The sequence below is a fragment of the Cellulosimicrobium sp. PMB13 genome (assembly GCF_051294865.1).
In the GTDB taxonomy this organism is placed as follows: domain Bacteria; phylum Actinomycetota; class Actinomycetes; order Actinomycetales; family Cellulomonadaceae; genus Cellulosimicrobium.
The window spans coordinates 61,884-83,855 of record NZ_CP145910.1; the positions used below are offsets into that span (position 1 = coordinate 61,884).

The window sequence follows — 21,972 nt, forward strand, 5'->3', positions numbered from 1 at the left end:
GACCCGGTCCTACCCCGTCGCGCCGCGCCGTGCGCACCGGGAAGAGGGTGCGCCTCCGTACGGCGGAGGCGCCGCCACGAGAGCGAGGTGAGCACCGTGCCGGACGGCAGCAGTCATAGATCCGCGCACTGCGCGCTCACCCCTCGTGGTCCTCGACCGGCACGCTGACCGGTCGTCGACGGCACCGCCCCGCGGCCCTCCGGCCGCGGGTCCGGCCGCGCGCGGGGAGGCCGCCAGTGCGCTCCGAGCGCCCGCCCCGTGCGCGCGCCCCGCACCCCTCCCCGCCCGGGCACCCGTCGTCGCACCCCGACCTGTCGTCGCACGGACGACCGCCCGCGCGGCCGTCGAGAAGGACGACCCATGACGTCACGTACCACCACGACAGACCGGCGGACCCCGGCCCGGGTCCGCCCCGTGCACCGCACCCGGCGCGGTCCCGACCTCGAGCGCCAGTCGATCTCCTTCACGGTCGGCCTCTACCTGTTCATCGTCGTCGCGCTGCTCCTCGCGCACGTCACCGCCGGAGGTGCCCGATGACGATCCTGCTGCCCGACCGCGCGACGCGTCCCGAGGGCACGACGAGCCGACCGGCGGCCACCGCCCCCGCGGCCACCGTGGCGCCGCCGCGGTTCGACCCCGCCGTGCTCCGAACCCGCTGGATCCAGGTCCCCGCGGGCGACGCGGACGCCGTCGCGCGCGCCGCGGAGCACGGCGTCGACTTCGCGACGGCCGGCGGCCGCGTGTGGGAGACCGACGTGCACGTCTACCTCCCGGTCGCCGCGACCCGGCGCCACGGCGACGAGGTGCTGCACGAGCAGATCGTGCTCGCCCTCTCCGCGGACGTCGTCGCGACCGCGCAGCCCGTGCGCCACTACCCCGTGTTCGACAAGGCGATCGCGCGCATGCGACGCACGCCGTGGCTCGTCGGCTCGGCGTACGGGGTCGCGTACGCGCTGCTCTACGCGCTCAACGAGGCGGCCGACCGTGTCGTCGCGCACGCGAGCGACCTGCTCGAGGAGATGTCGGACGAGATCGACGAGGCCACGCGCGGCGTCGACGCGCGGGGCCGCGAGATCGGGGTCCGGGACATGCAGGAGACCATCACGCGCATGAACCGTGCCGAGGAGATCGTCTCGCGCGCCCAGGAGTCGCAGCTCTCGCTCGCGCGCGCGGTCCGGCACCTGCGCAGCGAGATCGCGGACTCCGACCCGGTGCTCGCGGGGCTCGTCGAGACGCTCGTCGCCGACGTCGAGGGCGTCAAGGAGCACGCCGGGTTCGAGCACGAGAAGGTCCGCTACCTGCAGCAGGCCATCATGACGTCGCTCGACGTCAAGCAGGCGCAGATCGTCAAGGTTTTCACGATCATCACGGCCGTGTTCCTGCCGCCGACGCTCATCGCCTCGTTCTACGGCATGAACTTCACGCACATGCCCGAGCTCGACCGGCCATACGGGTTCACCCTCACGCTGCTGCTCACGCTCGTCGCCGCCGTCATCCCGCTCGCGTACATCAAGCGGCGCGGCTGGCTCCGGTGACGGCGCGTCAGCCGTCCGTCGGCGTCTGCTGGTAGAGCGCCAGCCGCAGCGCGCCGTCGACCCGCCGGTAGACGCTCGTCATGAGCGCGGTGAAGGGCGCTGCGTCTCCGCGGACCGACGACGCGCGGTAGACGAGCGCGGCGCCGTCGTCACCGAGGCCGACGACGCGGGCGTCGGTGATCTCGTAGCGGTCCCAGGGCGGCGCGTCGTCGAGCGTCGCCGCGATCGTCGGCCGGTCCAGGACCGTGCCGTCCGCGACGACCATCACGGCGTCGGGCGTCATGAGGCCGCCGTAGTACGCGGCGCCCCGGGACGAGCACAGCGCGGCCCAGCCGGCGTGCTCGGCGGCGAGCATCTCTTCCAGCGTCGGCATGCTCATGCCCACGACCCTACGAGCAGAAGGCGGGCCCTCGCAGCCCGGGCCGCGCCCGGGCTCGACGCCCGGGAGAGGGTGCTCGGGACTCAGGCCGTCGACGTGTCGACGAGGATCGTCACGGGGCCGTCGTTGACGAGCTCGACCTCCATGTGCGCTCCGAACTCCCCGGTCGCGACCTCGACGTCGCGCGCACGCAGCGCCTCGACCACCGCGTCGACGAGGGGGCGCGCGACGTCGCCGGGCGCGGCGCCGTTCCACGACGGCCGTCGTCCCTTGCGCACGTCCGCGTAGAGCGTGAACTGGCTGACCACGAGGACCGGCGCCCCGGTGTCGAGCACGGACCGCTCGCCGTCGAGGATGCGCAGGTCGGCGATCTTGCGCGCCACGATCTCGACCTGGGCCGGGCCGTCGTCGTGGGTGGCCCCGACGAGCGCGACGATACCGGGCCGGTCGATCGCCCCGACGACCTCGCGCGTCCCGTCGTCGCGGACCACGGTGACGCTCGCGCGCGTCGCGCGCTGCAGCACGGCCCTCACGATGCCGCCTCGATCCCGACCGCGCGCACGGATCCGACCGGTCGGCCACCGCCGAGCACGGGGACGTCTCCGAGCGCGTCCAGCGCGGCAGCGTCCGTGCCGGGCACGGCGGCTGCGCCGAGACGCCGGAGCGCCGCGGCGAGGACCGCGGGCCGGGGGCGCGCCGCGCCGTCGAGCACCTTGAACGCGAGGGCGCGGCCGTCGGGCAGACCGACCCCGTACACGCCGTCGGCACCGTCCTTCGCGACGAGCCCGGGGACGGCGCGCATCGCGCGCGTCGCGTCGCGGTGCGACCCGGCGACCATCTCGGGGAACGTCGCCATCGCTCGCGCGACCTCGGCCTCCGCCGAGCCCGGGTCGCGCGCGGGAGCCCCCGCGAGGCGCCCGAACCCGCGCGCGAGACCGAGCACCGTCGTCGAGAACAGCGGCGCGCCGCACCCGTCGACGGTGACGTGGTCGACCGGGACGCCCGTCAGCTCGCCGACGACCTCGCGCACCGCGACCTGCAGCGGGTGGTCCACCGCCAGGTAGGTCTCCGTGTCCCAGCCCGCCGCGACGCACGTCGCGAGCATCGCCGCGTGCTTGCCCGAGCAGTTCTGCGTGACCGACGACGGCCCGCCGTGCTCGACCTGCCACGCGAACGCCGCAGGCGCGTGCAGCGGCATGTCAGGGGTGTTGCGCAGCGCCGACTCGTCCAGCCCGGCCCCGGCGAGGATCTCGCGCACGCCCGCGACGTGCGACGCCTCGCCGTCGTGGCTCGCGGCCGCGAGCGCGAGCAGGCGCGGAGGCAGCGCGAGCCCGTGGCGCAGCATCGCGACCGCCTGGAACGGCTTGACGCTCGACCGCGGCCAGATCACTACGTCCGCGTCGCCGAGCACGAGGTCCGGCTCGGCGGCGGGCGCTTCGTCGAGGAGCACGAGGTGCCCCAGGTGCACCGACTCCACGAGGTCGCCGCGCACGACCTCGGCGAGCGGGACCGCTCCGTGCGCCACGTCCGCCGCGCTCGGGGTCACCGGCACGGCCGTCACCACCCGTTCGGGCGTCCGCCACCCTGCCCGCCACGGCGACCGTTGCCGTACGGCTGCAGGCGCGGGCGCACGTCGACGAGGTACACGATCGCCGCGACGACCGCGATGAGCCCGAAGAACCCGAGGTTCGGTCCGCCGAACGGCAGGGAGAGGAACCCGAGCAGCGCGGCGACCCCGAGGATGCCGAGCCAGATCGGCTTCGTCAGCTTGCCCTCGGCGGTGAAGGCGCTCGCGGGGCGCCGGGCCGCGTCGATCAGCGCGAACAGCTGCACCCCGAACACCAGGAGGGTGAGAAGCAGGTAGATGATCCACTGGAGGGATCCGACGAGTCCGGTCACGACGACGAGCCTACGGTCTGGTCGGCCCGTGCGGCACCATGCGCCGCCTCGTCCACCGGCCCGCGCGACGGCTCGCGAACCGGCTCAGGCGACGGCTCAGGGCACGACACGCAGTCCGTGACCCCGTGCCGCTGCCGCCACGAACGGGTCCCAGGCCGCGACGATCGCGTCGTCGTGCGCGACGGTGAGCGCGCTCGCGACGTGCACGGCGTCGTTCGCCCGCAGCGACGTGCCGCCGAGCAGCGACGACGCACGGGACGCCACGGCGCTCGAGACCTCGACGACGTGCAGCGCCGGCCACAGCGATTCCCACGTGCCCAGCGCGTCCGCGTGGTCGCGCGGGCCGAGCGCACCGGCCCGGAGCCCGGCCGCGAGCACGGAGCGCAGCTCGGTGTCGGTGAGGCGGCTGGTCACGACGAGGTCCGCTCGGTTCCACAGCCGGCTCGCGAGGACCGATCCCGGCTCGGGCAGGCAGAGCTTCACGAGCGCGCTCGCGTCGAAGTAGACGAGGGCCACGGGCGGTCAGCGCCTGATGCGCCGCACGAGCGCCGCGACGCCGGACGGACGCGTCGCGCGCGCCGCGACCGCCGGTGCCCCGACCGGTCGGGCGGACGGCACGTCGTCGGGCGCGGTCACCGCGTGGGCCGGACGCTCCACGGACGGCGGGCTGAGGACGCCGTCGCGCGTCAGCTCGGTCACGAGGTCCGCCGTGGCCACGCCCGTCAGCCGGGCGACCGGGACGCCGCGCTCCGTCACGACGATCTCCTCGCCCGAGCGGGCCCGCTCTATCCACGACCTGAGCTCGGCGCGCAACGCGCTGACGGGGACCTCCATCCCCCGACCGTACCGTCCGCGAGGCACCCGGTGCAGGGTGAAGAACGTCCGATCCGTCCCCATGGCACGTCACAGCTCCGGGAGAGCGCTCCGTGCCTGCTCGGGTGTCGCGCCGGCCGCCTCGAGCACGTCGACCAGCGGCGAGCGCAGGAGCATGACGAGCGACTGGACCTGCCAGTCCCCCTCCCCGACGGCGTGCGGGTCCGCCGTCCGCGCGACCTCCACGAGCACCTCGCGCGCCACCGCGGGGTCGCGGCCCGCACCGATCGCCTCCGCCAGCACGCGGGTGCCGACGGCGAAGCGCGCGACGAGATCGGCGACGGGGGCGAGGTCGTGCTCGTCCGGCCCGTCGGCGACGGGCCGCGCGCGCCGAGCCAGGACGCGCACGCTGCGCATCGCGCGGTCGACGAGCACCGACTGGCGCTCGTGGTCCCCGAGCTCGTCGCGGTGCCGGCGCCCGGCAGCGCTGACGCGCGCGAGCTCACGGGCCGACGACGCGGCGGACTGCCACTCCTCGAGCGACCCCTCCGACGCGCGGCCACGCACCAGCGCGGCGTCGAGGTCGGAGCGCTCGCGGCTGCGCAGCCCGCGTGTCAGGGCCTCGAGGACCTGGGCGAGCTCGGTCGTCGCCTCGGCGCCCAGCCGCCGGGTCCGACGCCGCGGGTCGCCCGGCGTGAGCGCCGCGACGGCGAGCGCGACCCCGCCGCCCACGAGCGCGTCCGTCCAGCGGCCCAGCGGACCCCCGGCCTGCGCCGCGGGCAGCCCGACGATGACGATCGCCTGGACGCCCGCCTGCGTCGTGAGCATCGCGCCGCGGTCGATGAACCGCGCCGCGAGCGCCGACACCGCGAGGACGACCGCGACCTGCCACCACCCCGACCCGATGACGTGCACGACGAGGTCGCCCAGCCCGACCCCGATCGCGACGCCCACGGCCACCTCGAGGACGCGCCGGAGCTGGCGGTCCTGGCTGAACCCGAGACAGATCCACGCCGCGACGGGCGCGAAGAACGGAGCGGTGTGCCCGAGCCCGTACCGGGCGATGCCGAACGCGAGACCCGCGGCAGCGGCCGCCTGGAGGATCGGCCAGAACGCCCCCCGGACGCGCGACGCACCCTGACGGATGCGCGCGCGGAGCAGGAGGCGGCGCCACGCCGTCCGCGCCAGGTCGACGGCGCCCGGACGGTCGTCGGCGTCGCTCGACGGGTCCGGCGTCACGGGGCCTCCGGTGTCATGGCGCGTCGGGGGTCATGGCGCGTCCGGGGTCATGGCGCGTCCGGGGTCATGGCGCGTCCGGGGTCACAGCATGCTCGACGGCGCGCCCTCGCCCCGGGGCGTCAGGCCCCGGGCCACGGGACCCCGCGGCCCCGGCCGGTCGACCGAGACGCCCTCGCCGGGCACCACGATCTCCTGCGCCGCGGTGATCGCGCCGCCGTCGCAGTCGACGAGCAGGACGGCGTCGTCGGGCACGCTGCGCTTGAGCACGGCGAGCGCGACCGGACCGAGCTCGTGGTGCCGCGCGACCGAGGTCACGGCCCCGACGGCACGGCCGTCGAGCGTCACCTCCGCGCCCGGGACGGGCAGCAGGTGCCCCGAGCCGTCGAGGTGCAGCATGACGAGCCGGCGCGGCGGGCGACCGAGGTTGTGCACGCGGGCGATGGTCTCCTGCCCGCGGTAGCAGCCCTTGTGCAGGTGCACCGCGGTGCGCAGCCAGTCGGTCTCGTGCGGGATGGACCGGTGGTCGACCTCCGTCGCCAGCCGCGGGCGCCACGCCTCGACGCGCAGGGCCTCGCTCGCCCACGTCCCCACGAGGCGCCAGCCGGCGGCCTCGCGCGCCTCGACGGCCTCCGTGAGCCCGGCACGCGGGACGAGGACGAGGCGCCACGGGCGCTCGCTCCCGGGGTGCTCGCCCTCCGGCGGCCCGTAGCGCGTGCCGCCGCCCGTGACGTGCGGCCAGGGGTCGCGCCACGTCACGGGCTCACCCTCGACGCCCTCGGCGTCGACCGGCTCGCCGAGGGCGGCGTACTCGTCGGTGGCGTCAGTGATCTCGACGCGCAGCATGAACTTCATGCGGTCGAGCCACGCCGCGAGGTCGGGCGCGTGCGACCGCTCGGTGACGAGCCACGTCGCCTCGCCGTCGTCGACGACGGCGGCGGCGTGCTCGACGTGCCCCTGCGGCGACAGGACGAGGAGCTCCGTCGACGTGCGCGGGGCGAGGTTCGTCAGGTCCTGGGACGTGATCGAGTGCAGCCACGAGAGGCGGTCCGGGCCCGCCACCCGGACGACGCCCAGGTGCGACTGGTCGACGACGGCGCCCCCGGTCTGCAGCGCGCGCTGCTCACCGGTGGGGTCGCCGTAGTGCCACGCGACGCCCGCGTCGGGGCCGGAGGCCTCGACGGCGCCGTGCCGGGAGAGCAGGGGGCTGGTGTAGCCGGTGGTCACAGGGTCCTCCTTGGTCGTCGCCCGCGGCTCGACGGGCGTGCGAGCCCGCCGACGATTCAGACCGCCGGGCGGCGGTCCAGCTTCGCGGACGCGTACGACTGCAACGGCTCACCGAAGGCCGCCAATTCCCAGACCCACAGGAGCTGGCCCTCGACGAGGCCGAACAGCCGCTTGGACGCCGAGATCTCGGCAGCCGTCCCGGTGCGCGCGATGAGGTCGCTCGCGAGGTCGACGCGCCCGTTGCCCACCGCTCCGAGGTACACCGCGACACGACCCGCCGGGTCGGCGAGGAGCACCTCGAGCGGGTGCCGGTCGTCCTCGAGGCCCTCCGGGCGGTCGGTCGACACGCGCCAGTAGCCGGTCTCCGTCGACCACACGGTGGAGTCGGCGACCGCGGCGTCGAGCGCCGCGGGGTCGCGCTCCGGCCACTCGCCCTCGCCGGGGACCGTCGACGGCACCTCGGCCTCGAGGACGCGCAGCGTCGACTCGTAGCGCAGGTAGGGGCCGCCGTCGTGGTCGAAGACGAGGTCCTGCACGAACGGCGTCTCGTCGACGCCGGGGTACTTGATGACACCCTCGCCACGCCAGCGGCCCACGAGCCACGCGAGCGGGTACACCTCGGGCGCGAGCCCCTCCGGGAACTCGAACGGCATGAGCGACTACCTCCGGGGTCGGGACGTCAGGACCGGGTCAGCGGGGAGGTCAGCGCTGACCCTTGTAGAGCTTGTAGACGACGTACCCGGCGAACCACGTGATGGTCACGGTGGCCGCGATGAGCAGGCCGAGGAAGATCAGCTCGAGAGTGTGCGGGCTCATGGGCCCGATCCTACAAGCCGTCCCCCGCCGCAGGACCGTGCGGCGACGTGCTGCCGGTCACCGCACGGGTCGTCGCCGGGTCACCGCCGGGTCGCCGCCGGGTCGCCGATCGCAGGGCAGGAGGCGCCCGCTACGCTCGGCCGGGTGACCACCGTGCCCTCGGCGGACCCGTCCGCCGCACCCGCCCGCTCGCTCGTCGTCAAGGCCACCTCGGGCCTCGACCGCCCCGAGGCCGCCAACCAGGCGTTCACCGTCGCGGCGGCGGCAGTCGCCGCGGGTGTCGAGGTGAGCGTGTGGCTCACGGGCGAGGCCGCGTGGTTCGGCCTCCCGGGTCGCGCGGCCGAGCTCGAGCTCGAGCACGCCGCCCCGCTGCCGGACCTCCTCGAGGCGATCCTCGCCGCCGGCACCGTGACGGTGTGCACGCAGTGCGCCGCGCGGCGCGGCATCACGCCCGACGACGTCCTGCCGGGCGTACGCATCGCCGGTGCCGCGGTCTTCGTCGAGGAAGCCCTGCGCGACGGCGCCCAGGCGCTCGTGTACTGATCCGCCCCGACGCACACGCGCGCGGCCACGGCCCGTCCGCCGTCCGCCGTCCGCCGTCCGCCGTCCGCCGTCCGCCGTCCGCCGTCCGCCGTCCGCCGTCCGCCGTCCGCCGTCCGCCGAACCGATCATGCGCTCGCTGACGGTTCGTGGCGCCCCGCACCGTGCCGAACCCCGGGTTGTGCCCCGTTCAGCACCGCATCTGCCGCACAACCCCGGGTTCGGCACCGCGCGCCTCCGGGTGGTCCGGAGGTCAGTGCGCGGCGGCCGAGCCTGCGCGGAGCCGGCGCAGCAGCAGGTACATCTCGCAGCCCAGGCACAGGCCGAAGGCCGCGTTGAGGACGGCCGCCGCGAGCGCGAGCGCTGCGGCGATCGGCACGGCCTCCAGCACTCCCACCAGGCCGAGGACGACGCCCGCCGCGGTGATGACGAACCCCACGAGCTGGGCGAAGCGCGGCGGCGCCGGGTCCTCGCGCTCGTCCGTCGGACCGATGCGCGGCAGGATGACGACCCGGTAGACCCACGCCTGCCACGTGCGCTGCGCGCCACCGACGGCCCCGACCGCGAAGCTCGCGGCCACGACGGCCAGCAGGACGAGCGCCGCCGTCGACGTCCACAGGAGGATCGTCACCGCGAGCAGCAGCGCCGTGATCCCGGCAGCGGCGCGTGGTCCCCGCGGGTCGATACCGGCAGCCCCGGCTCGTCCCGGCGACGCCGGGGGTTCGACGGGTTCGGTCATCGAGGTCTCCTCGGGTGGGTGCATGGTTCGGGTAGAGGTCGTTCGTGAGATTCTGGGCCGCTGCGGTCCCAGAGCACCAGGTGCGCGGTGCTCCTGGTGCGGTCCCGGGTCGTCCGAGGAGCCCGACGCCGGGCCGGGTCGATCAGCCTGTGCGGACGACCGGCGTGGGATCCCCGGCCGCCAGCGCCGCGATCGCCTGGCGGCGGTTCATCGCGCCGCTCGCGCGGGCCGTCTCCCGTCCGTCCGCGTCGAGGACGAGGACGGTCGGGGTGCGCAGTATGCCGAACCTGAGCACGAGGTCGAGGTGCTCGTCCACGTCGAGCTCACGGTGCAGCACCCCGTCGTGGCTCTCCGCCACCTCCGCGAGCACGCGCGCCGTCGACCGGCACGGCGCGCACACCGCGGCGGAGAGCTGGAGGAACGTCCGACGGGCACCGAGGTCCACGCCGTGCGCGGCCCAGTCGAACGGGGCGCCCCCGTCGCCCGTCCCGCCGCCCCGGCCGTCACCGGTCGCGGGGCCGGGCACGCGGCGTCGGGCACCCGTACGGACCACGCCCTGGCGCCGCTGCCACCACACGCCGAGCCCGACGCTGACGAGCAGGACCCCGAGGAGCGCGAGCGCGGGCGCGGGCGCCGCGAGCCCGGTCATCCCACGATCACCCGGCCCACCACGAAGATCAGCGTCCCGCCCACGGCGACGGGGAGCGCGGTCGCCGAGAACGCGCCCCACCGGCCCCGCAGCTCGGGCAGCTGGTCGAACAGCGCGTGCAGCGACGCGACGAGCAGCCCGGCGACGACCCCCGACCACACGCCGTCGATCAGGTCGAGGTCCGGCATGACGAACCCGACGGCACCACCGGACACGACGGCGAGGGCGAGGGTGAGACCCGCGTTCGCCCACCCGCCGAGCGGGAGCGCGGACACGGCGGACGCGACGGCGAGCGCCACCGCGCACGTCACGACGAGCGACGCGCCCGCGTCGGTGCGGCCCGTCGCGATCCACCCTGCGCACGACACCGCGACGACGATCCCGCTCACCGTGCCGATGAGGGACTCGACGAGCCGCGGGCGGCCGTCGCGCCGGAGCAGCTCCGCGACGAACGCGAGGACGACGGACAGCGCCAGGACCACCGGGAGGTGGCGCAGCGCGGGCTCGCCCTGGGTGGCCACCGTCGCGGCGACGGCTCCCAGCCCGGCCACCGCGATGACGATCCGGGTGCCGCCGTGGACCGGGATGTCGAGGAGCCGCGGCCAGCCGATCGCGACGACGAGCGCGAGGGCGCCGGCCGCCGCGGCGAGCGGCAGCGGTCCGAAGAAGGCCGCGACGGCGATGCCGGCGGCGAGACAGGCCGTGACGACGGCACGGGTCGAGAGGTCCACGAGCGGTCAGCGCCCCGCTCGGGGGGTCGAAGAGGTCGTCGAGTCGCACAGCACGCCTCAGAGTGTCGCAGACGAGCGCTCGCGACGAGGGGCGCGGCCGTGGAGGAGCGAGCCGTTCCACGCGTTCCCACGGTGCGCCGCGGTGAGACGCCGCCGTCCGTCGGGCCACCTCGCGATACGGTAACCATCCACGGACCGAGCACGTCCTGCCACCAGACGAGACAGCGCGCCGGCCGGTGGGCTGCGAGACCACGAGACGCGACGAGGCGGGCGCCACGCGCGTCCCGTCCCCGGAAGGAGGTGCCAGCAGTGGCCGACCTGCTGATCCTCACCCCTGCCACCGGAGGTTCCGTCGAGGTCCTTCCTGCGCTGGGCCTGCTCTCCCACCGCATCCGCGTCCTGCCGATGGAGCCGTCCGCGCTCGTGGACGCGCCCGACTCGGACGTCGTCCTGCTCGACGCGCGGCGCGACCTCGTGGCCGCACGCACGACGTGCCGGCTCCTGCACGCCACGGGCCTCACGGTGCCGCTGATCCTCGTCCTCACCGAGGGCGGGCTGACGGTGGTCACGGCCGAGTGGGGCGCCGACGACCTGCTGCTCGAGACGGCGAACCCCGCCGAGGTCGAGGCGCGGCTGCGGCTCGTCATCGAGCGCTCGGCGAAGGGCCCGTCGGACGACGGGCCGCAGGAGATCTCCGCGGGCGAGCTCGCGATCGACGCGAGCGGGTACACCGCACGCCTGCGCGGCCGCCCCATCGACCTCACGTACAAGGAGTTCGAGCTCCTCAAGTACCTCGTGCAGCACCCGGGCCGTGTGTTCACGCGCGCCCAGCTGCTGCAGGAGGTGTGGGGCTACGACTACTACGGCGGCACCCGCACGGTGGACGTCCACGTCCGGCGTCTGCGCGCCAAGCTCGGCCCCGAGCACGAGCAGCTCATCGGGACGGTCCGCAACGTCGGCTACCGGTTCGACCCGCCCAAGGACCGCCGCCCGGCGGCCGACGACGACGCCCCGGGCACCGAGGCTCGCGGGCCCCGCGGGGTCGGGACCTCGCGGGACGGAGGCGCCGGCGCACCGGTAGGTTCGTCCGGGTGACGGCTGACACCTCCGACTTCACGGGCAGCCCTTCCTGACGGACCCTGGCGGCACGAGTTCGTGCCCGCGAACGGGGCGCGGTTCCACGTCGCGCTCGCCGGGCCCGAGGACCGCGGGGTCCGCGACCCCGGGCCGCCCCTCGTCGTCCTCCTCCACTCGTTCCCCCAGTTCTGGTGGGCGTGGCGGGACCAGGTCGAGCCGCTCGCGGCCGCCGGGTACCGCGTCGCCGCGATGGACCTGCGCGGCGTCGGCGCCTCTGACAAGCCGCCGATCGGGTACGACGCGCCCACCCGGACCCGCGACATCGCCGGCGTGATCCGCTCGCTCGGCGCGGGTCGCGCCGTCGTCGTGGGCCACGGCACCGGCGGGAGCCTCGCGTGGGCCATGGCGTCTCTCCAGCCCGCCGTGACCGCGGGCGTCGCGGCGTTCTCCGCACCGCACCCCGCGCGCCTGCACGCGTCCTCGCGCCGCCTGCTCACGTCCGCAGCGCGGCGCCACCTCGCGTTCTTCCAGGTCCCGACCCTGCCCGAGCGCGCTCTCACGTCCGGCGACCTCGTGGACCGCGTCCTCGCCGACGGCGCCGCGCGCGCCTTCGACGACGACGTCGTCGCCACCTACCGCACCGTCATGCGCATCCCGTTCGCCGCGCACACCGCCATGGAGTCCCTGCGCTGGGCGGTGCGCTCGACCCCGCGCCCCGACGGCCGGCGGTTCCTCAACGCGCTGCGCCGCCCCGTCGACGTCCCGACCCTCCAGGTGCACGGCGGCCGCGACGGGCTGCTGCGCCGCGAGCTCGCCGACGCCGACGGCGCCGCCCTCGCCCGCGACTTCCGGTTCGAGGTGCTGCCCGACGCCGGGCACTACCTCCCCGAGGAGGCGCCCGGCGACGTCACGGACCTCCTGCTCGACTGGCTCCCGCGCGTCGCACGCGACTGAGGCAGACGCCGGTCGCGGCCCAGGCTCCGAGGCGGGGCTGTGCGAACCTCAGCTCGTCTTGACGAGCGCCGCGGCCTTCTCGGGGTCCGTCTCGCCGACGCCGTAGGACGGGCACCACTGCGCGATGCTGCACGCCCCGCACGCCGGCTTGCGCGCGAAGCACACGCGCCGGCCGTGGAAGATCAGCCGGTGCGACAGCATGGTCCACTCGGACTTCTCGATCAGCCCGTCGACGACCTGCTCGACCTTGACCGGGTCCTCCTCGGCCGTCCAGCCGAGGCGACGCACGAGCCGCCCGAAGTGCGTGTCGACCGTCAGACCGGGGATGCCGAAGGCGTTGCCCAGCACGACGTTCGCCGTCTTGCGCCCCACGCCGGGGAGCGTCACGAGGTCGTCGAGGCGGGCGGGCACCTCGCCGTCGAACCGCTCGACGAGCGCCTGCCCGATCCCGATCACCGACTGTGCCTTCGCCCGGAAGAAGCCCGTCGGCCGCAGGATCTCCTCGAGCTCGATCCGGTCCGCCGCCGCGTAGGCCGCCGCGTCCGGGTACGTCTCGAACAGCTCGGGCGTCGTGAGGTTCACCCGCTTGTCCGTGGTCTGCGCGGACAGCACGGTGGCGATCAGCAGCTCGAGCGGCGTCGTGAAGTCGAGCTCGCAGTGCGCGTCGGGGTACGTCAGCGCGAGCTCCCGGTTGGTCCGCCGCGCGCGCCGCACGAGACCCAGGTGCGACTCGCCGTCGCCCGCCGGTCCCCTCGCCCTCGTCCGCGACGACGTGCTCGGACCTGTCACGGGAACCTGCTCGGCGTCGGTCACACGGCCACGGTAGCGCGCTCCTCCGACACCCGAGTTGCCACGGTAGGGCAGACTTGGGCCTGAAAGATGACGAGGACGAGACGAAGGACACCCCGCGTGGACGACGACGTTGTGCTCTCCGCACCCCTGTTCGCGACGATGGACCCGGACGAGACGCGCACCCTCTTCGAGTCGATGCAGCAGATCGAGCTCTCCCGGGGTGACGTGCTCTTCCGCGAGGGCGAGCCGGGCGACCGCCTGTACGTGATCGCGAGCGGCAAGATCAAGCTGGGCCGCCGCTCCAACGACGGGCGCGAGAACCTGCTGTCGATCCTCGGCCCCGGCGAGATGTTCGGCGAGCTGTCCCTGTTCGACCCGGGCCCCCGCACCGCCACCGCGAGCTCCGTCGCCGACTCCGTGATCTACGAGCTCGGCCACGACCAGCTCGTCGAGTGGATCGAGAAGCACCCCAGCGTCGCGAAGCACCTCCTCAACGCGCTCGCGCGCCGCCTGCGCCGCACCAACGAGACGCTCGCGGACCTCGTCTTCTCCGACGTCCCCGGCCGGGTCGCCAAGGCCCTCCTCGACCTGTCCACCCGCTTCGGCGAGGACACCGACGAGGGCGTCCGCGTCGCGCACGACCTCACGCAGGAAGAGCTCGCTCAGCTCGTCGGTGCGTCGCGCGAGACCGTCAACAAGGCCCTCGCCGACTTCGCGACGCGAGGCTGGGTCCGCCGCGAGGGCCGCGCCGTCGTCCTGCTCGACCTGGACCGCCTGGAGCGCCGCGCGCGCTGAGCGTCCTGGTTGGTGTCCTTGCGGTCACCTTGGGTGAGGCTGCGGGTGGGGGCGCCCTCCGGTGCCGTCCCGCCTTCGCTCCGTGGTCAGGCACGACGCCGGGGCGAAAGTCGGTCGGGAACGTCACCATCCCTCGTGACCCTGCACGACGCCGGGCGAAAGCCGGTCGGAACGTCACCTTCTGACATGGCCGCGCCCGTCGACGGCGCGACGGCCGGCCGCCTCGATAGCGGCACAGCGTGTCACCCGTCGCCGTCACGCGAGATGCGACTCGTTGCCGTCCACGGGCGGGGTCTGACGACAACGCCCCGCATCTCGTGGCGCGACACAGGACCGGCCGGGCGTCGCCGTCGGGCACCGCGCGCAAGGACCGGATGCGGGGACGCGGAGGGTGAGACGAACGCCGAGCGGGGTGGACCGGTGGCGGCGGCGGGTCGTGGTGGGTCTGGCGGGAGCGGCGCGAGGAACGAGCGACGCGGATGGTAGACCCGCCGCCGCCACCGGTCCATCCCGCGAACGCACGCCGCCACCGCGGACCCCGCGAACGCACGCCGGAGACCGGCGAACGACTACTCCGCGAGCTCCACGACCAGCTCGACCTCGACCGGGGAGTCGAGCGGGAGGACCGTCACGCCGACGGCGCTGCGCGCGTGGACGCCCGCGTCGCCGAGGACGTCGGCGAGGACGGTGCTCGCGCCGTTGATGACGGCGGGCTGGCCGGTGAACGACGGGTCGCTCGCGACGAAGCCCACGACCTTGACGACCCGGACGACCTGGTCGAGGTTCCCGACGAGAGCGTGGACGGCCGCCAGTGCGTTGAGCGCGCAGACGCGCGCGAGGTGCGCGGCGTCGTCGGGCGGGACGAGGCCCTCGCCGTCGCCGACCTTGCCGGTCGCGGGCAGGGCGCCGTCGACGAACGGGAGCTGCCCGGACGTGTAGACGTACCGTCCCGTTCGCACGGCGGGCACGTAGGCCGCGACGGGCGCTGCGACGGCGGGCAGCGTGATGCCGAACTCGGCGAGGCGTGCGGCGACGGCGCCGGGTGCGGCGGGAGCGCCGTCCGCCACTACTTCTCCCCGGTCGGGCGCTTGAGGTAGGCGACGAGGCCGTTGCCGTCGGGGCCGGTGACGACCTGGACGAGCTCCCAGCCGTCGGAGCCCCACTGGTCGAGGACGGCCTTCGTGTTGTGGATGATCAGGGGGATGGTCGCGTACTCCCAGGTGGTTGCCATGGGGCGAGCGTAGCGGCCCGCCGTCGTGCCCGCGGGGTGTCCCACGCCACCTCGCCGAGCCGCTCGCGGGGCCTCCCGGAGCCCCCACGGTCGCGTCGCGGGCGGTTCCTCGGGATGCTCACACAACTCGCACACCGCCCGGATCCGGCTCGCCGGGTTCTGGTCCGGGGGCTCCCGTAGGGTTGGCACCATGGCTTCCCCTGTGCGCCCTCGCGGTCGACAGATCAACGCGTACCAGCTCGTGGCGCTCTTCCTGGCGTTCGTGCTGGTGTCCGGCGTCGGCGGAGTGCTGGCAGCCGGACTGGTGGTCCCGCTCGCCGCGGGCGCCAACACCGCGACGGACAGCGCGCTCGAGGTGTTCGACGAGCTGCCCGCAGACCTCGAGCCCGGGCCGCTGGCGGAGCAGTCGCGCGTGTACGCCAACGACGGCACGACCCAGCTCGCGACGTTCTACACGGAGAACCGGATCGTCGTCCCGCTGGACCAGGTGTCGGAGGCGATGCAGAACGCGGTCATCGCGATCGAGGACAAGCGGTTCTGGCAGCACGGGGGCGTCGACCTCGAGGGCATCCCGCGCGCGGCGGTGAACAACGTCCTGCAGAAGGACACGCAGGGTGCGTCGACGCTGACGCAGCAGTACGTGAAGAACGTCCTCATCGAGAAGGCGGTCCGCGAGGACGACACGATGGGGATCTGGGAGGCGAAGGAGAACTCGCTCGGCCGCAAGGCCCGGGAGGCGAAGCTCGCGATCTCGCTCGAGAAGCGGATGACCAAGGAGGAGATCCTCCAGGGGTACCTGAACATCGCGCAGTTCGGCGCCGCGTCGCTGTACGGCGTCGAGACCGCGGCACAGCACTACTTCAGCAAGAGCGCGAAGGACCTGACCCCGGTCGAGGCCGCGACGATCGCGGGCGTCACGAAGGCGCCGTCGCTGTACGACCCGACGCGCAACCCCGAGGTGTCGCAGAGCCGTCGCAACACGGTGCTGCTGACGATGTACCAGCAGGGGTTCATCTCCAAGGAGGAGTACGACACCGCGCGCGCCACGCCGCTCGCCGACACGCTCAAGGTGAAGCCGGTCGAGGTCGGCTGCCAGGCGGCGGGCGGGGCGGCGTTCTTCTGCGACTACGTCACGAAGGTGATGATCTCCGACCCGGCGTTCGGCGAGACCGAGGACGACCGCAAGGCGCTGCTGTACCGGGGTGGCCTGGACATCTACACGACGCTCGACCCCGCGATGCAGGTCGCGGCCGAGCAGCAGGCGAAGGCGGCCGTGCCGCCCGAGGACCCGTCCGGCATCGAGGACGCGATCGTGTCCGTCGAGCCGGGGACGGGCAAGATCCTCGCGATGGCGCAGAACCGTGACTACGACGTCGCGGAGCAGCCGGCACCGAACACGACCGCGGTGAACTACAACGTGGACCAGGCGCACGGCTCGTCGAGCGGCTTCTCGCCCGGGTCGACGTGGAAGGTCTTCGTGCTCGCGGAGTGGCTCAAGAGCGGCCGGAGCCTGTACCAGCCCGTCAACGCGAACAGCCGGTCGTGGAACAACTCCGACTTCGACTTCTGCGGCGCCAACGTGCGCAACGAGACGAAGCCGTGGCGTCCCGGCAACTCCGACGGCATCGACAACAAGGGCACGATCTCCGTCCTGCAGGCGACGTACAACTCCATCAACACGGCGTACGCGTCGATGGAGAGCCAGCTGCGCCTGTGCGACATCAAGGCGACGGCCGAGTCCATCGGCTACAAGCCGTCGCGCCTCGCGGAGCAGGAGGGCGGCGTGTCGATGTACCCCTCGATGGTCATCGGCACGCAGAACTCCTCGCCGCTGCAGATGGCGGCCGCGTACGCGACGTTCGCGAGCGGCGGCACGTACTGCGACCCCGTCGCGATCACGAAGGTCGTCGGTGCGGACGGCGCGGAGCTGCCCGTGCCGGCCTCGAACTGCAACCCGAACGCGCTCGACCCCGCGGTCGCGAACACCGTGACGTACGCCCTCCAGTCCGTCATGACGCAGGGCTCGGGCAAGAAGGCGCAGCTCGAGGGCCGGACGTCGGCCGGGAAGACGGGGACGGCGAACCTCAACAAGCACACGTGGTTCATCGGCTACACGCCCCAGGTGGCGACGGCCGTCTGGATCGGCAACGCCGAGTCGGACGTCGAGATGCGCGACGGGTTCACGATCAACGGCGTCTCGCGTCGCTGGTGGTTCGGCTCCGACCTCGCGGCGCCCACCTGGAAGGCCTACATGGACCAGGCGCTCGCCGGGAAGCCTGCCGTCGAGTTCGCCGCGCCCGACTGGGGCCGGGTCAACGCCCCCACACCGCCGCCGACGGCCCCGACCACCCCGGAGGGCGGCGACACCCCGCCTCCCGCCCAGGAGGGCGCTCAGCCGCCGGCGAACGCCGACGGCGGCAACGGCAACGGCGGCGACCGGGGCGATGATCGTGGTGACCGCGGGAACGACGAGGGTCGCGGCACCCTCGAGGACTTCCTCGACGACCTCGGTGGCGGCGGAGGGAACGACTGAGCGCCCGCGGGCGCTCCGCCGGGCGAGCACTCGGGGCTCTCGCCGTCGCGGGCGTCGGCGCGCTGGCCTACGCCCACGTCGAGACGAAGCTCTTCGCGCTGCGTGAGGTGACCGTCCCGGTCCTGCCCCCCAGCGCGCGCGACCTCCGGGTGCTGCACGTCTCCGACCTGCACCTGGTCCCGACGCAGCAGCGCAAGATCGACTGGATCAGGTCGCTGGCCGAGCTCGAGCCGGACCTCGTGGTCGACACGGGTGACAACCTGGCGCACGTCGACGCCCTGGACCCGCTACTGCACGCGCTCGCGCCGCTGCTGGACTCCACGCCGGGCCTGTTCGTCCTCGGGTCGAACGACTACTACGCCCCGTCCCCGAAGAACCCGGCGCGCTACCTCCTCCCGGACGCGCGGGTGTCTCGGACGGAGCCACCTCGCGCGCTCCCGGCCGCGGAGATGTCCGCGGCGTTCCGGGACGCCGGCTGGGTGGACCTCACGAACCGGCGCGACGTCGTCGAGGTCGGCGGGTTACGGCTCGACCTCGTCGGGGTCGACGACCCGCACCTGGACCGAGACGTGTTCCCGGAGGCCGAGCTCTCCCGGACGGTGACCGCCGACCTGCGCCTGGGCGTCACGCACGCGCCCTACCGCCGGGTCCTCGACCAGATGCACGCCGACGGGTCCGACGTGATCATCGCCGGCCACACGCACGGCGGCCAGCTGTGCGTCCCGGGCTTCGGCGCCCTCGTCACGAACTGCGACCTCGACCGCGGTCGGGCCAAGGGCCTGCACGGCTGGCCGGGGGCACGGCCGGACGAGGACGGCGGCGAGTCGTCGACGTGGCTGCACGTGTCGGCCGGTGCCGGGACGTCCCCGTACGCCCCGTTCCGCTTCGCGTGCCGGCCCGAGGCGACGCTCCTCACGCTGACCTCCCGCTGAGGTCTCGCCCCGCTCCCTCGGGCGAGCGACCGGCGTCGGGCACGTCACCCGGACCCGGTTTCGTCGCACGGCACTTCGTCGGCTATTCTGGGCAGGCTTCCCCCGCGGAAGGTCAGGATCCGTCCTGACCATCGAGCACTGGTCCCAGTGCCCGACGACGCGTGGTGGGCAACCGGGGTGTGGCGCAGCTTGGTAGCGCGCTTCGTTCGGGACGAAGAGGTCGCAGGTTCAAATCCTGTCACCCCGACCAGTCGAGAGGCCCTCTGGCCAGCGGAAACGCTGGACGGAGGGCCTCTCGTCATGTGTGCTGGACAGTCGTCGGGCGTGGTGCGGCCCCCTGCTACGTTCGCCGCATGCGGACGACACGGTGGGCGGTCCTCGGCCCGGGACAGATCGGCGGCTGGTTCGCCCGGGCGCTGCCGCGCTCGGAGCACGGGACGCTCCACGCCGTGGCGAGCAGCGACCGCGACAGGGCCGCGGCGTTCGCGCGAGCCCACGGCGCCTCGGTGACCGGCACCTACGCGGAGATCCTCGCGCGCGAGGACGTGGACGCGGTCTACGTCTCCACCGTGCACACGACCCACGCCGACCTCGCCGTGGCAGCGCTCGTCGCGGGCAAGGCGGTCCTCTGCGAGAAGCCCGTGGCGCCGACCGCCGCCGAGACCGACCGCGTCCTCGACGCAGCAGCGGCGTCCGGCATGCCGTTCGTCGAGGCGTACAAGCACCAGTTCGGCCCCTTGGCCCGTGCTCTGCACGCTACCGTCGCCGACGGCGCGCTCGGCACTCCCCTCCACGTCACCTCGGCGTTCGGGTTCGAGGCCGCGGAGCGGACGGGGCGGCTGTTCGACCCTGCTCTCGCGGGTGGCGCGATCCTCGACGTCGGCGGCTACCCGGTGTCGCTCGCCGTCGCCGTGGCCGCGGCAGCCGGCGTAGACCTCTCCGCGCTCACCGTCACGGACGTCGCGGGCACTGTCGGCCCGACGGGCGTCGACGAGCACGCGTCGGCGACCATCGCTGCCGACGGGCTCACGGCCGCCGTGGAGTGCTCGATCGTCGCCGACCTGCCGCGGTCCGCCGTCGTCGAGGGTCCGGCCGGGGCCCTGCGGCTCGACGACGCGTTCGGCAGCCGGGCCGACTCGGCGGCATCCTTCGTCGTGCGGGCCGGAGGTCGCGAGCGCGTGGTCGACGCACCGCCCGTGGACCCGTTCGCCGCGGAGGCGGACGCCGTGTCGCTCGCGCTCGCCGACGGCAGGACCGAGGCGCCCGAGATGCCGTGGGAGCACACACGCACCGTCGCGCGCCTGCTCGACCGGTGGCGCGCGGTGGTCGTGACGGCAGCGCCTCGTGCGCCGGGCGGTCCGGCGACGCGCGCGAGAGACTGAGGACGTCCGGGAAGCCCGCGAGAGGGAGGTCGTCGTGGCCGCAGGCACGATCGTCGTCGTCGGGGGTGGTCTCGCCGCCGCCAAGGCCGTCGAGACGCTGCGCGACGAGGGGTTCGACGGCGAGGTGCGGATCGTCGCGCGCGAGCCGCACCGGCCGTACGAGCGCCCGCCGCTCTCGAAGGACTACCTGCGCGGCGAGGTCGGGCGGGACACCGTCTTCCCGCTCGACGAGGCGTGGTACGCCGACCACGACGTCGAGCTGCTCACGGGTGCGAGCGCGACGGCCGTCGATGTGGCCGCACGGACGGTGACCCTCGCCGACGGGCGCTCGTTCGCCTACGGCACGCTGCTGCTCGCCACGGGCTCCGAGCCGCGACGCCTCCCCGTACCCGGCATCGACCTCGACGGCGTGCACCAGCTGCGCACGCTCGAGGACAGCGAGCGGCTCGCCGCGACGTTCGAGGCGTCCGCGCGCGAGGGCGCCGGCCGGCTCGCGATCGTCGGCGACGGGTGGATCGGCCTGGAGGTCGCGGCGTCGGCGCGCTCGGCGGGGATGGACGTGAGCGTCGTCGGCCTCGGGGCACACCCGCTCGAGCGGGTCCTCGGACCGGAGATGGGCGAGCTCTACGGGCAGCTCCACGTCGAGCACGGGGTGCACCTGCACCGGCGCGCCCAGGCGTCGGCGATCACGGGCAGCGAGGGCGCCGTGACCGGCGTCGCGCTCGCCGACGGGACGCACGTCGACGCCGACGTGGTGCTCGTCGCCGTCGGCGCGGTCCCCAACGTCGGGCTGGCGGAGGCCGCGGGCCTCGCGATCGACTCCGCGACAGGCGGCGTCGTCGCCTCGGCGACCCTCCAGACCACCGACCCGGACGTGTTCGTCGCCGGAGACGTCGCCAGCGTGCCGTACGCCCGGTACGGCCGGTCGATCCGGGTCGAGCACTGGGCGACGGCCCTCAACCAGGGCCCGCACGCCGCGCGCGCGATGCTCGGCGCGACCGACCCGTACCCCGAGCTGCCCTACTTCTTCTCCGACCAGTACGACGTCAGCATGGAGTACCTCGGGTTCGTCGCGGGCCCCGACGCCTACGACGACGTCGTCGTCAGCGGCTCGGTCGCCGACCGCGAGCTCGTCGCGTTCTGGGTCAAGGACGGCCGCGTCGAGGCCGGTATGGCCGTGAACGTGTGGGACCGCATGGAGGACGTCAAGGCCCTCATCCACCGCGACGGCCCGGTCGACCGCGCCGAGCTGGAGTCGTTCGTCGGCTGACGCCCCGCACCTGGTCCGGTCGGTGCCTCGGTCCCGACCGCGGGAGCCGCGACGTCGGTGCGGAGGTGCGCTGGTCCCGACCGCGGGAGGGGCGACGTCGGTGCTCGGGCTGCCGCGCCGTCACCGTGGTCGTCCGGGCGGAGGTTCGCGCGCGCGGCTTGACGCCCTTCGCATCCGACGTCGCCCCACCCGCTCTCCGGTCGTCCTCCCCCGGCCCGTGGGTACGCATGCCCGTGCCTCGCCGTAGCGCGGCGCGGCGCGGTAGGGATGGCGCCGGCAGGAACGGGCGGGTGAGTCGGCGAGCCAGGACCAGGGTGGGACGGCGCCGGGAGGGGTGGGCGGGGGCGCCGCGTCGTGGTGGGTCTGGCGGGAGCCGCGAGGAACGAGCGGCGGATGGTAGACGCGGCGCCCCCGCCCACCCCGACACCTAGGGCGACCAGAT

Annotated in this window: 25 protein-coding genes and 1 tRNA gene; 11 read left to right on the plus strand and 15 right to left on the minus strand. The window is 74.4% G+C overall.

Features of this window, described 5'->3' with window-relative positions; translation table 11 throughout:
• The first annotated feature begins 360 nt into the window (after window positions 1-360).
• Together V5D56_RS00450 and V5D56_RS00455 are read left to right on the plus strand one after the other, a co-directional pair.
• Window positions 361-537 carry a hypothetical protein gene (locus V5D56_RS00450; protein WP_435737109.1) on the plus strand — a complete coding sequence of 59 codons (177 nt, stop codon included), beginning with the start codon at window positions 361-363 and terminating at the stop codon, window positions 535-537.
• Complete coding sequence (locus tag V5D56_RS00455) at window positions 534-1,535, plus strand: CorA family divalent cation transporter (RefSeq protein WP_435737110.1); 1,002 nt, start codon at window positions 534-536, stop codon at window positions 1,533-1,535. The genes V5D56_RS00450 and V5D56_RS00455 overlap by 4 nt, the downstream gene beginning before the upstream one ends.
• Window positions 1,536-1,542: 7 nt before the next feature.
• Here V5D56_RS00455 and V5D56_RS00460 read toward each other — a convergent pair whose 3' ends face one another.
• From V5D56_RS00460 to V5D56_RS00500, 9 genes are all read right to left on the minus strand, one after another.
• A complete protein-coding gene (locus tag V5D56_RS00460; RefSeq protein WP_435737111.1) occupies window positions 1,543-1,914 on the minus strand; it encodes a nuclear transport factor 2 family protein in 372 nt (123 codons plus the stop codon).
• Window positions 1,915-1,997: 83 nt separating this feature from the next.
• Window positions 1,998-2,447 (minus strand): D-aminoacyl-tRNA deacylase, encoded by a 450-nt coding sequence (dtd, locus tag V5D56_RS00465; protein ID WP_435737112.1) that lies wholly within the window; start codon window positions 2,445-2,447, stop codon window positions 1,998-2,000.
• Complete coding sequence (locus V5D56_RS00470; protein ID WP_435738923.1) at window positions 2,444-3,460, minus strand: asparaginase; 1,017 nt, start codon at window positions 3,458-3,460, stop codon at window positions 2,444-2,446. The genes dtd and V5D56_RS00470 overlap by 4 nt, the downstream gene beginning before the upstream one ends.
• An 11-nt stretch (window positions 3,461-3,471) precedes the next feature.
• A complete protein-coding gene (locus V5D56_RS00475; RefSeq protein WP_435737113.1) occupies window positions 3,472-3,813 on the minus strand; it encodes a DUF2516 family protein in 342 nt (113 codons plus the stop codon).
• 96 nt (window positions 3,814-3,909) lie between these two features.
• Window positions 3,910-4,329: a type II toxin-antitoxin system VapC family toxin gene (locus V5D56_RS00480; RefSeq protein ID WP_435737114.1), complete on the minus strand. Its 420-nt coding sequence runs from the start codon at window positions 4,327-4,329 to the stop codon at window positions 3,910-3,912.
• Window positions 4,330-4,335: 6 nt separating this feature from the next.
• Complete coding sequence (locus V5D56_RS00485) at window positions 4,336-4,647, minus strand: type II toxin-antitoxin system Phd/YefM family antitoxin (protein ID WP_435737115.1); 312 nt, start codon at window positions 4,645-4,647, stop codon at window positions 4,336-4,338.
• 69 nt (window positions 4,648-4,716) lie between these two features.
• The gene (locus V5D56_RS00490) at window positions 4,717-5,865 is read right to left on the minus strand and encodes an FUSC family protein (RefSeq protein WP_435737116.1); all 1,149 of its coding nucleotides are present in this window, start codon (window positions 5,863-5,865) and stop codon (window positions 4,717-4,719) included.
• An 81-nt stretch (window positions 5,866-5,946) separates the two neighbouring features.
• Window positions 5,947-7,089: a CAF17-like 4Fe-4S cluster assembly/insertion protein YgfZ gene (gene ygfZ / locus V5D56_RS00495; RefSeq protein ID WP_435737117.1), complete on the minus strand. Its 1,143-nt coding sequence runs from the start codon at window positions 7,087-7,089 to the stop codon at window positions 5,947-5,949.
• Window positions 7,090-7,145: 56 nt separating this feature from the next.
• Complete coding sequence (locus V5D56_RS00500) at window positions 7,146-7,742, minus strand: FABP family protein (RefSeq protein WP_435737118.1); 597 nt, start codon at window positions 7,740-7,742, stop codon at window positions 7,146-7,148.
• A 307-nt stretch (window positions 7,743-8,049) separates the two neighbouring features.
• Here V5D56_RS00500 and V5D56_RS00505 point away from each other — a divergent pair, with 307 nt between their 5' ends.
• A complete protein-coding gene (locus tag V5D56_RS00505) occupies window positions 8,050-8,448 on the plus strand; it encodes a DsrE family protein (protein ID WP_435737119.1) in 399 nt (132 codons plus the stop codon).
• A gap of 250 nt (window positions 8,449-8,698) precedes the next feature.
• Here V5D56_RS00505 and V5D56_RS00510 read toward each other — a convergent pair whose 3' ends face one another.
• From V5D56_RS00510 to V5D56_RS00520, 3 genes are all read right to left on the minus strand, one after another.
• Window positions 8,699-9,184 carry a DUF4395 domain-containing protein gene (locus tag V5D56_RS00510; RefSeq protein ID WP_435737120.1) on the minus strand — a complete coding sequence of 162 codons (486 nt, stop codon included), beginning with the start codon at window positions 9,182-9,184 and terminating at the stop codon, window positions 8,699-8,701.
• 142 nt (window positions 9,185-9,326) lie between these two features.
• Entirely contained in the window at window positions 9,327-9,833 is a 507-nt protein-coding gene (locus tag V5D56_RS00515; protein WP_435737121.1) for a thioredoxin family protein, read from the minus strand.
• Complete coding sequence (locus V5D56_RS00520) at window positions 9,830-10,564, minus strand: hypothetical protein (RefSeq protein ID WP_435737122.1); 735 nt, start codon at window positions 10,562-10,564, stop codon at window positions 9,830-9,832. The genes V5D56_RS00515 and V5D56_RS00520 overlap by 4 nt, the downstream gene beginning before the upstream one ends.
• Before the next feature lie 309 nt (window positions 10,565-10,873).
• Between V5D56_RS00520 and V5D56_RS00525 the strand changes: the two genes are divergently transcribed.
• Both V5D56_RS00525 and V5D56_RS00530 read left to right on the plus strand, forming a co-directional pair.
• Window positions 10,874-11,659 carry a winged helix-turn-helix transcriptional regulator gene (locus V5D56_RS00525; protein ID WP_435737123.1) on the plus strand — a complete coding sequence of 262 codons (786 nt, stop codon included), beginning with the start codon at window positions 10,874-10,876 and terminating at the stop codon, window positions 11,657-11,659.
• A gap of 60 nt (window positions 11,660-11,719) precedes the next feature.
• Entirely contained in the window at window positions 11,720-12,595 is an 876-nt protein-coding gene (locus V5D56_RS00530; protein WP_435737124.1) for an alpha/beta fold hydrolase, read from the plus strand.
• A 48-nt stretch (window positions 12,596-12,643) separates the two neighbouring features.
• Here V5D56_RS00530 and nth read toward each other — a convergent pair whose 3' ends face one another.
• On the minus strand, window positions 12,644-13,318 hold the full coding sequence (nth, locus tag V5D56_RS00535) for an endonuclease III (RefSeq protein ID WP_435738924.1): 675 nt from the start codon (window positions 13,316-13,318) through the stop codon (window positions 12,644-12,646).
• A 186-nt stretch (window positions 13,319-13,504) separates the two neighbouring features.
• Between nth and V5D56_RS00540 the strand changes: the two genes are divergently transcribed.
• Window positions 13,505-14,182 carry a Crp/Fnr family transcriptional regulator gene (locus tag V5D56_RS00540; protein WP_435737125.1) on the plus strand — a complete coding sequence of 226 codons (678 nt, stop codon included), beginning with the start codon at window positions 13,505-13,507 and terminating at the stop codon, window positions 14,180-14,182.
• A gap of 569 nt (window positions 14,183-14,751) precedes the next feature.
• Here the strand turns inward: V5D56_RS00540 and V5D56_RS00545 are convergent.
• Window positions 14,752-15,249: a RidA family protein gene (locus tag V5D56_RS00545; protein WP_435737126.1), complete on the minus strand. Its 498-nt coding sequence runs from the start codon at window positions 15,247-15,249 to the stop codon at window positions 14,752-14,754.
• Window positions 15,249-15,413, minus strand: a complete 165-nt coding sequence (locus V5D56_RS00550) for a hypothetical protein (RefSeq protein WP_021481786.1) — start codon at window positions 15,411-15,413, stop codon at window positions 15,249-15,251. Before V5D56_RS00550 ends, V5D56_RS00545 begins: the two co-directional genes overlap by 1 nt.
• A gap of 190 nt (window positions 15,414-15,603) precedes the next feature.
• Between V5D56_RS00550 and V5D56_RS00555 the strand changes: the two genes are divergently transcribed.
• The 5 genes from V5D56_RS00555 (at window position 15,604) to V5D56_RS00575 (ending at window position 21,530) form a co-directional block, all read left to right on the plus strand.
• Entirely contained in the window at window positions 15,604-17,946 is a 2,343-nt protein-coding gene (locus tag V5D56_RS00555) for a transglycosylase domain-containing protein (protein WP_435737127.1), read from the plus strand.
• Window positions 17,943-18,878: a metallophosphoesterase gene (locus V5D56_RS00560; RefSeq protein ID WP_435738925.1), complete on the plus strand. Its 936-nt coding sequence runs from the start codon at window positions 17,943-17,945 to the stop codon at window positions 18,876-18,878. Before V5D56_RS00555 ends, V5D56_RS00560 begins: the two co-directional genes overlap by 4 nt.
• 173 nt (window positions 18,879-19,051) lie before the next feature.
• Window positions 19,052-19,128, plus strand: a tRNA-Pro gene (locus tag V5D56_RS00565).
• A gap of 103 nt (window positions 19,129-19,231) precedes the next feature.
• A complete protein-coding gene (locus tag V5D56_RS00570; protein WP_435737128.1) occupies window positions 19,232-20,260 on the plus strand; it encodes a Gfo/Idh/MocA family protein in 1,029 nt (342 codons plus the stop codon).
• A 34-nt stretch (window positions 20,261-20,294) separates the two neighbouring features.
• Window positions 20,295-21,530 carry an NAD(P)/FAD-dependent oxidoreductase gene (locus tag V5D56_RS00575; protein WP_435737129.1) on the plus strand — a complete coding sequence of 412 codons (1,236 nt, stop codon included), beginning with the start codon at window positions 20,295-20,297 and terminating at the stop codon, window positions 21,528-21,530.
• Window positions 21,531-21,972 lie beyond the last annotated feature (442 nt).

Coding starts and splice junctions, on each gene's coding strand:
- V5D56_RS00515 (WP_435737121.1), bottom strand. CDS start 9,833: ATGACCGGGCTCGCGGCGCCCGCGCCCGCGCTCGCGCTCCTCGGGGTC.
- V5D56_RS00485 (WP_435737115.1), bottom strand. CDS start 4,647: ATGGAGGTCCCCGTCAGCGCGTTGCGCGCCGAGCTCAGGTCGTGGATA.
- V5D56_RS00510 (WP_435737120.1), bottom strand. CDS start 9,184: ATGACCGAACCCGTCGAACCCCCGGCGTCGCCGGGACGAGCCGGGGCT.
- V5D56_RS00455 (WP_435737110.1), top strand. CDS start 534: ATGACGATCCTGCTGCCCGACCGCGCGACGCGTCCCGAGGGCACGACG.
- V5D56_RS00550 (WP_021481786.1), bottom strand. CDS start 15,413: ATGGCAACCACCTGGGAGTACGCGACCATCCCCCTGATCATCCACAAC.
- V5D56_RS00570 (WP_435737128.1), top strand. CDS start 19,232: ATGCGGACGACACGGTGGGCGGTCCTCGGCCCGGGACAGATCGGCGGC.
- V5D56_RS00450 (WP_435737109.1), top strand. CDS start 361: ATGACGTCACGTACCACCACGACAGACCGGCGGACCCCGGCCCGGGTC.
- V5D56_RS00500 (WP_435737118.1), bottom strand. CDS start 7,742: ATGCCGTTCGAGTTCCCGGAGGGGCTCGCGCCCGAGGTGTACCCGCTC.
- V5D56_RS00460 (WP_435737111.1), bottom strand. CDS start 1,914: ATGAGCATGCCGACGCTGGAAGAGATGCTCGCCGCCGAGCACGCCGGC.
- V5D56_RS00555 (WP_435737127.1), top strand. CDS start 15,604: ATGGCTTCCCCTGTGCGCCCTCGCGGTCGACAGATCAACGCGTACCAG.